This window comes from Kitasatospora sp. NPDC086009, assembly GCF_044540385.1.
Lineage (GTDB): Bacteria > Actinomycetota > Actinomycetes > Streptomycetales > Streptomycetaceae > Kitasatospora.
Map to the genome: position 1 here is coordinate 109,639 of NZ_JBITSA010000011.1, position 11,839 is coordinate 121,477.

At 70.8% G+C, this 11,839-nt stretch carries 9 protein-coding genes; 5 read left to right on the top strand and 4 right to left on the bottom strand.

What is annotated here, in order from left to right; all coding sequences use genetic code 11:
- The first annotated feature begins 11 nt into the window (after positions 1–11).
- On the top strand, positions 12–2,276 hold the full coding sequence (locus ACIF6L_RS24800) for a tetratricopeptide repeat protein (protein ID WP_396491191.1): 2,265 nt from the start codon (positions 12–14) through the stop codon (positions 2,274–2,276).
- Positions 2,277–2,443: 167 nt separating this feature from the next.
- Here ACIF6L_RS24800 and ACIF6L_RS24805 read toward each other — a convergent pair whose 3' ends face one another.
- From ACIF6L_RS24805 to ACIF6L_RS24815, 3 genes are all read right to left on the bottom strand, one after another.
- Complete coding sequence (locus ACIF6L_RS24805) at positions 2,444–3,673, bottom strand: MAB_1171c family putative transporter (RefSeq protein ID WP_396491192.1); 1,230 nt, start codon at positions 3,671–3,673, stop codon at positions 2,444–2,446.
- Entirely contained in the window at positions 3,666–4,073 is a 408-nt protein-coding gene (locus ACIF6L_RS24810) for a ParH-like protein (RefSeq protein WP_380382303.1), read from the bottom strand. The genes ACIF6L_RS24805 and ACIF6L_RS24810 overlap by 8 nt, the downstream gene beginning before the upstream one ends.
- A 234-nt stretch (positions 4,074–4,307) precedes the next feature.
- Entirely contained in the window at positions 4,308–4,727 is a 420-nt protein-coding gene (locus tag ACIF6L_RS24815; RefSeq protein WP_329490229.1) for an XRE family transcriptional regulator, read from the bottom strand.
- A 539-nt stretch (positions 4,728–5,266) separates the two neighbouring features.
- Between ACIF6L_RS24815 and ACIF6L_RS24820 the strand changes: the two genes are divergently transcribed.
- From ACIF6L_RS24820 to ACIF6L_RS24830, 3 genes are all read left to right on the top strand, one after another.
- On the top strand, positions 5,267–5,680 hold the full coding sequence (locus ACIF6L_RS24820; RefSeq protein WP_396491193.1) for a hypothetical protein: 414 nt from the start codon (positions 5,267–5,269) through the stop codon (positions 5,678–5,680).
- 12 nt (positions 5,681–5,692) lie between these two features.
- The gene (locus tag ACIF6L_RS24825; protein ID WP_396491194.1) at positions 5,693–8,443 is read left to right on the top strand and encodes a KGGVGR-motif variant AAA ATPase; all 2,751 of its coding nucleotides are present in this window, start codon (positions 5,693–5,695) and stop codon (positions 8,441–8,443) included.
- A 277-nt stretch (positions 8,444–8,720) separates the two neighbouring features.
- The gene (locus ACIF6L_RS24830) at positions 8,721–9,557 is read left to right on the top strand and encodes an N-6 DNA methylase (protein ID WP_396491195.1); all 837 of its coding nucleotides are present in this window, start codon (positions 8,721–8,723) and stop codon (positions 9,555–9,557) included.
- A 126-nt stretch (positions 9,558–9,683) separates the two neighbouring features.
- Here the strand turns inward: ACIF6L_RS24830 and ACIF6L_RS24835 are convergent, their stop codons facing one another.
- A complete protein-coding gene (locus ACIF6L_RS24835; RefSeq protein WP_396491196.1) occupies positions 9,684–10,697 on the bottom strand; it encodes a methyltransferase in 1,014 nt (337 codons plus the stop codon).
- Positions 10,698–10,968: 271 nt separating this feature from the next.
- Between ACIF6L_RS24835 and ACIF6L_RS24840 the strand changes: the two genes are divergently transcribed.
- Positions 10,969–11,649 (top strand): DUF1707 domain-containing protein, encoded by a 681-nt coding sequence (locus tag ACIF6L_RS24840; protein WP_329490239.1) that lies wholly within the window; start codon positions 10,969–10,971, stop codon positions 11,647–11,649.
- Positions 11,650–11,839 lie beyond the last annotated feature (190 nt).

An 11,839-nucleotide genomic window follows, 5' to 3' on the forward strand; every position in this document is an offset into this window, starting at 1 on the left:
GCAGCTGTGTCATGGCCGAGCACCGCCACTACTGGGTCCGCGCCGCCGGGCGTCCCGCCCGCGCCGACGCCCGCGAGCGGCTCGACCTGCCGCCCGTGCTCGCCCTGGTGAACGCCAACCGCCGGCTCCGGGGGCCCTACACCGCCGTCGGCGCGATCCTGCGCGCGATCGTCCCGGACGCGCTCGCCCGCTGCCCCGAGGCCGTCACCGGGCACGACATCGAGATCCTTTCCACCACACCGGAGTTGCGCGACCTGGTGCCGGCCACCCGGGAGACGCTGACCTCGCTGGCGGTGCCCAAGGAGCGCACCCGCTTCTACTCGGCGCTGCGCACCCTGCGGATCGCCCACGGCCTGGTCGAGTTCCTGGAGGCGTACCTGCGCGCGGTCGGTTCCGCCCCGCGCACGCTGATCGTCGACGACGCCCACGCGGCCGACCCCACGGACGCCGAGTTCCTCGCCGTCCTGCTGCGGCGCGTCGATCCCGCGCTGCTCACCGTGGTGGTCACCACCGGCGACGAGCCGCCCGCGAGCCCGGCCGGCCTCGGCAGCGAGGACCTGCCGACCGCGCTGGCCGCGTACTGCACGGTGGTCGGCCCGGTGGTTGCCTCGGTGGTCGTCCCGGCGGGGGAGGGCGGCGCGCCGGACCAGGGGCGGCCGGCGGGTTCGGTGAGCGAAGGAGGCCCGGCCGGGACGCCGTCGGCCGCCGTGCTCGGCCGCCGGCACATCGACGGGGACGGCGTGGGCGACGACCCGGACGAGCTCGCCGCCTACCTGGCCCTGCCGCCCACCGAGCGCGCCCGGCTGCACGACCTGCGACGGGCCGAGCTGGAGACGGCCGGGGAGTCCTCGCTGCGGCTCGGCGCCATCGCCTGGCACGCGGAGCACGGCAGCGACCCGTCCGGCGTCGGGGCGGACACGCTGCGCCACGCGCTCGACCACTGCATGGACCTCGGCTACTACCACGCCGTCCTGGACCTCGGCGAGCGCGGCCGGCGGCTGGTCACCCACGAGAGCCACCCCACCCACTGGTGGGCCTTCACCACCAAGATGACCACCTCCTTCGCCGCGCTCGGCCTCGCCGAGCAGGCGCTGCCGCTGTACGACGAGGCCCGGGCGCTCAGCTCCTCGCCCGAGGTCCACATGCAGGCCGCGTACGCCACGGCCATGCTCCACACCCGGCACTTCGGCGCCGACCGGCGCGACCACCAGCTGGCCCGGAGCTGGGTCAACCAGGCGATCGCCTTCGCGAAGTGGCACCCCGAACCCAAGGAGCGGGAGGCTCGGGTCGTGTTCAACCGCAACGGCCTCGCGCTGATCGAGGTCCACCAGGGCCGCCTGGACGCCGCGCTGGAGCTGCTGGACGCCTGCATCGCCCGGCTCGACGAGACCCTGGAGGAGCACGAGCACGCGCTGCACCGCTCCGTGCTGCGCTACAACCGCGCGCAGGTGTACGCGGGCCTGGGCCGCCACACCGATGCCGTCGCCGACTACACGGCGGTGATCGAGTGCGACCCCAACTACGCCGAGTACTACTTCGACCGGGGGATGCTCTGGCGCGACCTCGGCAGTCCGGAGCAGGCGCTGGCCGACTACGACCGCGCCATCCGGCTGTCGCCGCCCTTCCCGGAGGCGTACTTCAACCGGGCCGACGTGCTGGCCGAGGTCGGCGAGACCGAGGCGGCCGCGGCGGACTTCGGCTACGTACTGGAGCTCGACCCGGCCTTCGCCGACGCCCGGCTCAACCGGGCCGCCCTGCTGTTCGAGGCGGGCGAGCACGAACGCGCCCTGGGCGAGGTCGGGACCGGATTGGCGGCGACTCCGGACAGCCCGCAACTCCTCTGCCTGAAGGGTCAGCTGCTGGCGGCCGAGGGCGACCCCGCGGCGGCGTCCGAGGCCTGGCGGGCCGCGCTCGCCGCCGACCCCGAGTACGCCCAGGCGTGGGCCCTGCTCGGCGAACTCCGCTACGAGGAGGGCGACCTGGACGGCGCGAGCGCCGACCTGGCCCGTGCGGTCGAGCTCTCGGCGGACCCGGGCATGCGGTTCAACCTGGCCGTGGTCCACCACGACGCCGGACGCTACGGCGAGGCCCTCGGGCTGCTCGACGAGGTGCTCGGCGCGACCGAGGACGTGGACGCCCGCTTGCAGCGGGCCCGTTGCCTGATCGGGCTCGACCGGGCGGACACCGCCAGGGCCGACCTGGTCGCCTGCCTGGAGGCCGACCCCGGGTCCGCGGAGCAGGTGTACGAGCTGATGCCCGACCTGGCCCGGGTCTGAGCGGGGCCGGGTCTGCGCCGGGGCCGTTCCTGAGCGGGCCAGTTCCTGGTTCGGCCCGTTCCTGGGCGGGCCCGCCGGTGCCGCCCCGGCCGCCGGCGCGGCCCCGCCCACCGATGTCGCCCCGCCGCCCCGCCGCAGACGCCGGGCGGCGGGGCGGCCCCATGCCGTCAGTGCCGGAGCGCGGCGCGGTCCAGCTCGTCGCGCACCCGGGCGCGGACGTGCGCCACGGCGGGCGAGCCGGTGTAGGCGGCGGCCACCCGGACCAGCCAGGCCGCCTCCTCGTGGATGCCCGCCGCCACCGGGTGGGGTACGCACCCCTCGCCGGGGTGCCCGGCGAACCGGTGCCCGGCCCGGGCCGCCTCCAGGGCGGCCGCGATGGCGGCCGCCTCCACCACGGCCGCCAGCTCCTCCGCTTCGGCGGGGCCGACGGCCTCCGCCGCCCAGTGCCGCACCGCGGGATGCAGATAGGGGCGGAGGGCGAGCTGGCCGTCGCGGATCTCGATGATCCGCCGGTACAGCGCGAACTGGATGTCGCGGCGACGCGGCCCGCCGGCGTCGCCGAACAGCCCGGTCCGGGCGGCGAGTTCGATCTCCGGTAGCGCCGTCCGCAGCGCCGACCAGAGCGGACCGAGCCTGCGGTGATCGTGCCAGGCCCGGACGCGTCCGGCCCAGTCCGCCCAGCCGGACGCGGTCGCACCGGCGAAGCCGAGCGTCACGCAGACGGCGCCCGCCAGCGCGGACACTCTGCTCTCCGTGCCGTTCTCGTGACCCGTGGCGATGATGTTCGCCAGGTCGTGCAGGGTGTCCGCGGTCCACAGCAGGCCCGCCAGCGCGCTCAGCGCCATCAGGCGCAGGCCCAGCCGGAGGACTCCGCGCGGTAGGCACCGCGCGCAGCGCCCGATCAGGAAGCCGAAGACCGCCAGGCACCACGCGGTGTGGAGGGCGAACAACGTGACGTAGGCCGCCAGGACGGGCCGGCCCGCGGCGTCGACGCCGACCTCGGCGCCCCGTCGGACGGGCGAGGCGGCGAGGAAGAGGGCGACGCCCAGCAGGACGGTGACGGCCGTGAGGGCGGTCTGCCGCCGCACCGCGCGCCGCGCCGCCGCAGCCGGCCGGGTGGAGTACGCCATCATGGCCAGCGCCCCGGAGGCCGTGACCTTCAACTGGTCGGCGACCAGGGTGAGGTGGCTCGGATCGGGGAGCAGGGCGGCCAGCGCCGGACCGGTGGCGGGGGCACTCACCGCCATCCCCGCGCCGATCAGCGCCCCGCAGGCGTAGCCGTGGTGGAGCGCCGGATCGGACCGGCGTCCCCGGTCCATCAGGATCTTCCAGATCGTGCCCAGCAGCGCGACCGCACCGGCGAAGTACCCGGCGGCGTTGGCCAGCTGGTCACCCACGGCGGGCCGCGCCGGGCCGCAGCGGCCGGCCGAACACGTACCGTAACCGGACGACCTGGTCGGCGAGTTGGCCGACGGCGGTGGAGCGCGGCCGGTGCAGCGCGCGCTGTAGCGCGAGGGAGGCGACGAGCTCCGCCTCCTGCTCCATCCGCTGCGTGTAGCCGGACCGGCCGAGCACCCGGCGCACCAGGTCCTCCGGCAGCAGCGTCGTCAGCGCGGGCGACACGGCCGGGGCGGCCCCGGGGCCGCCGGTGTGCCCGCAGAGGAGGTGGCCGATCTCGTGCAGCACGATGTGCTGCTGGTGCAGCGCCGTGGTGTCGGCCGGGTAACCGATGTAGTCCGCCCGGTCGGTGGTGATCAGCACGCCGCACGGCGAGTGCTCCGGACCGGAGAGCGGCATCAGTTCGATGGGTCTGCCGCGCCGCACGGCGAGCGCCTCGGTCAGCGCCGGTATGCCGAACGGTTCCGGAATCGGTATCGACTCCGCGACCCCCCGACATCGCTGCCAGAGCCCCTGCTCAACCCCACCCGGATACCCCACGATTCGCCCCCCTGGCGGTCGACCGGGAGGTGATACTACGGACGCGGCAACGCCGAGGGAATCCGCTTCACCATCTCGGAGCCGCCGCGGCAGCTACCGGCCGCCGGCCTCGCGGCGGGCGATCGCCTCGATCATGTCGCTGATCGTGCCGAGCCCTTCGGGGGAGAGGGTCACCGCGCGCAGCGCCACGTCCCGAACGCCCGCGTTGCGCAGCGCACCGAGCAGCGCCAGCTCCTCGGCGATCCTGGCACTCTGCCGGTCGTCGAAGAAGTACGTCGGCGGCACCTGGAAGAACTGCGCCAGCGCCTCGAGGTGACGCTTCGTCGGGTTGTTCCGGCGGCCGGTCCGGAGCTGCCAGAGGTACGTCGCCGAGAAGCTCTCGCCGGTCGCCTCCCGACAGGCCCGGGCGACCTCCTCGTGGCTGTACGGCTCACGGTCGGGACGGCGGACCACGTCGAACAGCCGGTCCAGCTTCGCCGCGAGCGTGGACGCACCGGAGTCCGCATCGGGCACGGCACACCTCTTTCCTCACCCCGGGCGCACGCGTCGTCCGTGCGCGGATCGACCTCTCGCGAACCGAGCCCCCAGTCTAGTTGCTCCCCCACGCGGGGCACCGGCCCGGAGAGCAGCGTCCTGCGGGAGCAGGTGTGCGGCCCGAACCAGCCGCCCGGGCGCGAGGGCGCCGACTGATGACGAGGCGGTAAAAGGCGGCTGCATTGGTGGACCGCGACGAGATGGGGCGCCTTCCGATCTACCCCGGTGGACCTGTCGGCACTCGCACGCAGTGATGCGCTGCAAGGGTTGTGGACTGGCCTGGTGTTCGTATGGGTCAGGGCGATTGCCTGCTGGGCGAGGAGTCGAGGCCAGCGGAGGACCGAGCTGCCTCCGACTGCAAGTCAGCGTGGTATCAGAGAAACGGAGGCGGGGTGGACCGGTCGGACCGTGTCGAAACCAAGAGCCTCGGCTCGGTCGGGGGAGGTGCGGCTGTCTGGTGCATCTTGATCGTTCGTTTCATGCCCTTGACATGCTGTCGTGGTGCGATGATGTGCGGCATGGTGCTTCATGTGGGGGCGCATGCTCTCCGCAGACGACGGATGCAGCTGCGGGACAGTGCGGGCAGGGTGGCGGAGGGCGGGGACGCGGTCACGTCGTGCCTCCTGCTCTTCTATGCGGCGGAGTGCGCGCTCAAAGAGCGGGTGTTGATACGTAAGGGCCTTCGGGACACCTCACTCCTCGAACCGACTCATGATCTTTGGAAGCTGGCCAAGGATCTGGGGCTGCCACGGCGCCTCGGGGCGGCGCTGAGGGGAATGCAGAACTGTCGGACAGCAGGACAATCGGCGGTGAACGTGGCCATTGCCGATTTGCACCAGGCCTGGCGCTATGGTGTCAAACTGCATGTAGAGGACGAGAAGAGGGCCCGCGACCTCTTGGACGAACTCATCACATGGTGCGAGCAGGACTAGGGGGGCTGGGTCGTGGCGGAACTGGGAAAGCTGGAGATCATGGATAGCGGAATCGCGCCTCCCGGCCGTCTCTTCAGCTGGGTGGATGTTGATGATCACCTGACGAGACTGGCGACAGCTGGGGTATGGCCCGACTGGCTTGTCGCCGCAGATGGCTGGTGGGACTGCCTGGAGTTGGTGACCGCCAAAACCGTCGCGCCCGAAGCGGTCAAGAGCTGGCTGGACGAGGTATTCGGGACCGGGTCCGCAGGATGGGTTGATGGGGAACTGCTGCTTGGTCTCGATGACCCTCGCACTATGGAGTTCACCGGACTGAGAGTCGAACTCAGTATGGAAAGCGAGGACACCGGCGGGCGGGGGCGGCGTGTCCCGTTGCTTCGCGAGAAGCACATCACGCGCTATTTGGCCGAACCTCTCAGCAGGCCGGTGGAGCCATTCTTCGCCGATGATGTGCAAGTCCTGGCGTTCCACTCCTTCAAGGGGGGAGTCGGCCGCACGGTGCATGCAGTAGCCGTCGCCGACAGGTTGGCCAAGAATGGTGGAAAGGTCCTGCTGGTAGACGCAGACCTCGAAGCTCCGGGCATTACCTGGATGCATACGGAGCAGGGAGGGCAGTGTGACTTCTCCTACGAGGACTTCATTACCCTCCTCCAGGGTGCAGAGGGCCATGACTGGACCGGGGCGGTCGACGTCGCTGGGGCCTACCTTCCCAATCAGCAGGCGGGTCACTATCCGGGCGGCGGAAGCATCACGGTCATGCCGTCGAGCCGTCGGCCGACCTTGGTCCCGCCCCGGATCGAACCGGCGGATCTTCTCTCGCCCGGCCGTCCCGTGTACTTCGTGACTGAAGCGCTCGCGGCCCTGGGGGCGCGCCTCGGTGTCGACACGGTTGTCGTCGACCTCCGGGCAGGAGCGTCCGAGCTGTCCGCCCCAGTGCTTCTGGACCCCAGGGTCCAGCGCGTCTTCGTGACAACGTTGAGCCATCAGTCCTTGGCCGGAACGGAGATGTTGGTCCGTCAGCTCGGGCAAAAGGCGCCTGCTTTGCAGGGTGTGGACCCGGCTACGTCGATCATCATCACCCAGTACCGGATGGACGCTCACACGGTCCAGGTTGATGCTGCGCGTAGGGCGCTCTCGGCAGCCCTCGGCGCAGCGCTCGGCGGATCGGCCGCGACGGCCGACGACACCGATACCGTAGCCGTGGATACGGCCTTGTTTGCGCAGCCGGTCCTGAGCCCCTTCAGGGAGGAGCTGCTTGCGCTCCCCTCGTCCTGGGACGCGGTACTGGAGGTCGTCTCGTCGTGCGGAGTCGCTGATGGGCTCGAATCGATCCTTCCGGCACCTTCACTGCGCGCCGTAGCCGGGTCCGCACCCTTGGCGCGTGCGGGGGTGGACTACGCGCAATTGCGAGGGAACCTGGCTCGTACCGCCGGCAACCTCGTCTACGCGGAACAGAGCGGCCTGTCGTCTGCCGGTGGATTCCTGGTGACCGAACCGCTTCGTCGCCTGCTCGCCGACCACCGTACCGAGCTGCCCCAGGTCCTCGTCGTAGGGGCAAAGGGAGCGGGTAAGACATTCATGTACGCGAAGGCATGCGCGGCGCGTACGTGGCAGACCTTTGCGGGACAGTCAGGGATCACTGGTGTGACGGTGGAAGCCCCCATCGTTCCTGTCCTGGAATCGGCAAATCTGGAGTCCACGGACTTTGAGCCGCAAGACCTCCGCGATGAATTCGCGGCGCAGCACGGAGGTGGCGCCCACCTGGACATCACCGTGTCCAGTGCGGACCGGCTGAAAGCGGGCCTGGGAAAGCTCAGTGGTCAGGACGAACTCGGTTGGCGGAGTCTCTGGCTGGAGTGCCTTGCTGTGTCATGCGGACTGGAAGTCTCCGATGGCACGACTCCCGAGGAGGCGCTGATCAGCCTTGGTCGGCGGGCCAGGGCGGTATTTGTGATCGACGGCCTCGAGGATCTCCTGCAGAACCTTGACAGCGATGCTAAGCGCACGGCGCTGAGAGTTCTGCTGATCGACGTCCTCGGATGGCTTCGGTCGTTGCGTGGTCGACCCTTCGGGCTCGTGGTGTTCGTTCGCCGGGACCTCGTGACCGGGGCGGTTCGGCAGAACAGTGGTCAGCTGCTTGGTCGATTCAGTCACTATGCCCTGCACTGGAGTAAGGAGGAGGCGCTGAGGCTGGCATTGTGGGTGACCGCACATGCTGATGCCCTGCCCGAGCCTGTCCCCCTGTCCAGGATCACCGATCTTTCGGAGGATGAGCTGATCAATAGCCTCATCCAGGTGTGGGGCTGGAAGATGGGTAGCGAGAAGTCCAGAGAGGCGCGCTCGCACCTGTGGGTCCCCGCTGCTCTCGGGGATTTCAACGGCCAAGTGCAGGCGCGGGACGTCGTTATGTTCCTCGCGACAGCCGCGAAGAATTCAGAGCAGTACAACGACACGGTAGAAGATCGTGTACTCGTGCCGACCGCGATGCGGAAGGCGCTGCTCGAGTGCAGCAGAAACAAGATTGTTTCAGTGGGGGAGGAGGACAAGGAGATCGGCAAGCTGCTGGCGCACATGCAGGGCCTCGGCCACTCCGTCACGGTTCCGTTCGAGCTGGAACAGGTCGACCTGACCACGGCGCAGGCCGATCTGCTGATCGAGTCCGGTGTTTTCAGCAAGGGCCAGGACGGGCGCTTCTGGGTGCCGGAGATCTACCGGCATGGCCTCGGGTTCAACAGCGAGCGGCGTGCCAGGGTGCTCTGGTAACCGGCTGTGCTGTCCTGAGGGTCCCGCCCGTGAAGTGTCGGGCAATTGATCAACTGTGCCACGGCAGCTCTTAGGTGGTGGTCTTCACGGGCGAGGCGTCCATGAAGACCACCACCTATGCGGAACCCCGCTGGTTGTGGGTCGTGACTGGCAGCTGGTCTCGTGCGACCTCGCACCGTGAGGCGCGATCTTGGGGGCGCCGAGCGAGACGGTGTCAGGGTGTGCAGTGCTGGCTTAGGACGACTTGGCGATAGTCGTGTCCTCCCGGAGCAGCGTGGTGAACGCTCTCAGTTGCGCCCGCGCGGAGGGCGAACTCGCCTGGCTCCAGCAGGCGTATGCGCACACCGCACCGGGCGGCCATGTGCTCATGGTGATGCCGGCCTCGGTCGCCTACCGGAAGGCCGGCCGGCGGATCCGTGCCGAGCTCATCCGCCGCGGCATCGTCCGCCAGGTCGTAGCCCTGCCCGGCGGGGTCGCCTCCGGTCACGTCCTGCCGATCCACCTCTGGACCCTGCGACGGCCGGAGGAGGGCGAGCCGCGTCCCGACAGCGTCCGCCTGATCGACCTGACCGAGAACAAGCCCGGCGGCCCGCTGCGGCCGACCGACGCACAGGTCGTCGATGTTCCACTGGTCGATCTGCTCGACGATGTCGTCGACCTCACCCCTGCCGTGCACCTGCCCACTGTCCGGCGCGGCCTCGCCCACGAGTACGAACAGGCTCGTTCCGACCTCGCCGACGCCCTAGCGGGGCTGCAGAGCCGGCTGCCCGAGCTGCGCCGCGGCGACGGTGCGGACCTGTGGGACGGGGCCACCGTCACCGTCTCCGACCTCATCCGGGCCGGTCTTGTCGAACTGCAGGACGGCGAGCCCCGCGTGGTCGGCGGCCAGGTCGACCCCGAGTACCTCGACGGGTTCCTCCGCGCCGGTTCCAATGTCCGCCGCTCCACGTCCCAGAGCGGCTCCTACCGCCTCGACGTCAAGGGCGCCCGCATTCCCCAACGCGAACTTCCCGTCCAGCGGCGCTACGGAGCCTCGTTTCGTGCTCTGCTCGACATGGAGCGGGAGGCCACTCGGCTGGCCCGGGCTGCTCAGCGACTCGCTGAGATCGCGTGAGGGACTGAGAGCTGGAGGTCTCGAACCTGGCGGTACGTGAGCCGGACGGCTGTGGCCGCTTGCGTCGCCGGGACGGCCCGCTGGGCCGCCTCCCCGGGGAGGCGGCCCAGCGGGCCCGGGGGGCGGTCAGGCGAGGGTGCAGGTGGTGACGGTGAGGTCGGCGGGGCAGGGGGTGAGGGAGACGACCTGGAGGCCGGCGGCGGCGGCTTCGCGGCGCATGTCGGTCTCGGTGCGCTCGCGGGTGTTGGGCTCGCCGACGATCATCTTGATGACGTTGCGGAAGGCGGCGCCGGAGTCGTGCTCCGCGAGGGGGTCGATGACCAGGAGGGTCGGGGAGCCGTCGGCGCCGGCGCTCATGGCGCGGCGGATGTTGCCGAGGATCTGGATGCCGCTCTCGGAACTCCAGTCGTGGAGGACGTTCTTGAGGATGTAGAGGTCGCCGCCCTCGGGCACCTCGCGGAGGATGTCGGCGGGGCGGTAGGTGAGTCGTCCGGCGAGGTCCGCGTCGCCCGAGGCGCGGAGTTCGGCCTCGGCCCGCCGACAGGTGTCCGGACGGTCCACGCAGACGCCCTTGAGGTGCGGGTGGGCGGTGAGGATCGCCTTGAGGAGCGTGCCGTTGCCGCCGCCGACGTCGATCACCGTGCGGACGTCCTCGAACGGGACGTGCTCCGCCAGGATCTTGCCGATCGGCCGGGCCCAGTCCTGCATCGCGAGGTCGAAGATCCGCGCGGTCTCGGGGTCCTTCTCCAGGTACTCGTAGAGCGGGACGCCGAAGGCGTGGGGCATGACCGAGGTGCCGGTCCGGACCGCCTCGGCCAGGCCGCCGGCGGCGGCCTGGGCGTAGAGGCCGCAGAGCAGCGCGGTCAGGTGCCGCATCGAGTCGGGGTGGTCGGTGCGGAGCAGCTCGGACTGGGGCGAGTTGGTGTAGCGGCCGTCCTCGTCCCGGGCGAAGATCCCCAGCGCCGTCAGGGCCGTCATCAGGGAGACCAGCGCGTCGCGGTCCGCGTCGACGGCCTTGGCCAGTTCGGCGGCCGTGGCCGGTCCGTCCGCGAGGGCGTCGGCCACACCCAGCCGAGCCGCGGCGCCGACCGTCGCGGACGTCAAGGATCCCATGACAAGACTCACCAGCGACGTTTCCATGGCCCCGTTCACTTCCTAGGCTTAGACGGCAGGTTGCGCATGACGGTTCGTTCGGCCGACGGTAATGCGGGGAGGCGCCGTGCGTCGCGTCGTTCAACTGCCCCGTCCTGAGACGGGAGTTCGAGGCCGGGCGGCGCCCGGGGATCCGGTCCGGCTCGCGGGGGCCACCAGTTGAACACGGCCGAATGTTCCGCTTGCGGTCGAAGGGACAAACCGGTGTCATGTACCGTCGATTCGATGTGACTCCCCAGAGAAGGATCAGGCCGGAGACATGACGGATGACACGGCGTCGAACGGTCGCAAGGCCGGGGACGTGTCCGCGGAGGACATCAGGGCTTCGCACGCCGACCGGGACGAGGTCGTCGAGATCCTCCGCGACGCCGCGGCGGACGGCCGGCTCACGGCCGAGGAACTCGACGAGCGCCTCACGGTGGCGCTGAACGCCCGCACCTTCGGTGAACTGGCCGGGCTGACCCGCGATCTGCCGGTCGCCCCCCTCGCTCCGGTCGTCCCCGCGCCCGCGCCCGTTCCCGCGCCCCCGGTGCGGACGGGCCCGCCGGGCAAGGACATCGTGGAGATCAACCAGCGCTTCGGCACCCTGCGCCGGTCCGGGCCCTGGGAGGTCCCGCGCCGGCTGGACGTCCGCATGCACGGGGGCGACGTCAAGCTCGACTTCACCCAGGCGGTGATCACGCACGACACGCTCGACCTCGACGTCTACCTGAGCATCGGCGGTGACCTGGTCATCGTGGTCAGGCCCGGCATCGTGGTGGCGACCCACGACCTGGCCGTCGGGGTGGGCGACCTCAAGGTCCGCGTGCCCAAGGCGGCCTGGAACGAGCCGACGGAGCTCCGGGTGAACGTGACCGGGCGGGTGCGCGGCGGCGACGTGGTGGTGCGGTACCCGCGGCGGACGCTCGGGCAGTGGATGCGCGGGGAGAGCGCGCTCTGAGGTAGCGGTCGGACCGCGGTCCGGCAAGGGGCGGTGGTCCCGGTGAGGGCGGTGGTCGGCTCGGAGGAGCCGGCCACCGCCCCTTGCGTTGTGCGAGGAGGGTGTGCGAGCGCGCACGCACCGCCCTGGACCTGAATAGCCGGGCGATGGTATTCAATGATGTCCGGTACCCGCGCGCACCGGTGGAACG

Excerpts from the sequence above, each read along its gene's own strand:
- ACIF6L_RS24840 (WP_329490239.1), top strand. The coding sequence starts at position 10,969 with ATGACGGATGACACGGCGTCGAACGGTCGCAAGGCCGGGGACGTGTCC.
- ACIF6L_RS24835 (WP_396491196.1), bottom strand. The coding sequence starts at position 10,697 with ATGGAAACGTCGCTGGTGAGTCTTGTCATGGGATCCTTGACGTCCGCG.
- ACIF6L_RS24800 (WP_396491191.1), top strand. The coding sequence starts at position 12 with ATGGCCGAGCACCGCCACTACTGGGTCCGCGCCGCCGGGCGTCCCGCC.
- ACIF6L_RS24810 (WP_380382303.1), bottom strand. The coding sequence starts at position 4,073 with ATGCCGCTCTCCGGTCCGGAGCACTCGCCGTGCGGCGTGCTGATCACC.
- ACIF6L_RS24820 (WP_396491193.1), top strand. The coding sequence starts at position 5,267 with ATGGTGCTTCATGTGGGGGCGCATGCTCTCCGCAGACGACGGATGCAG.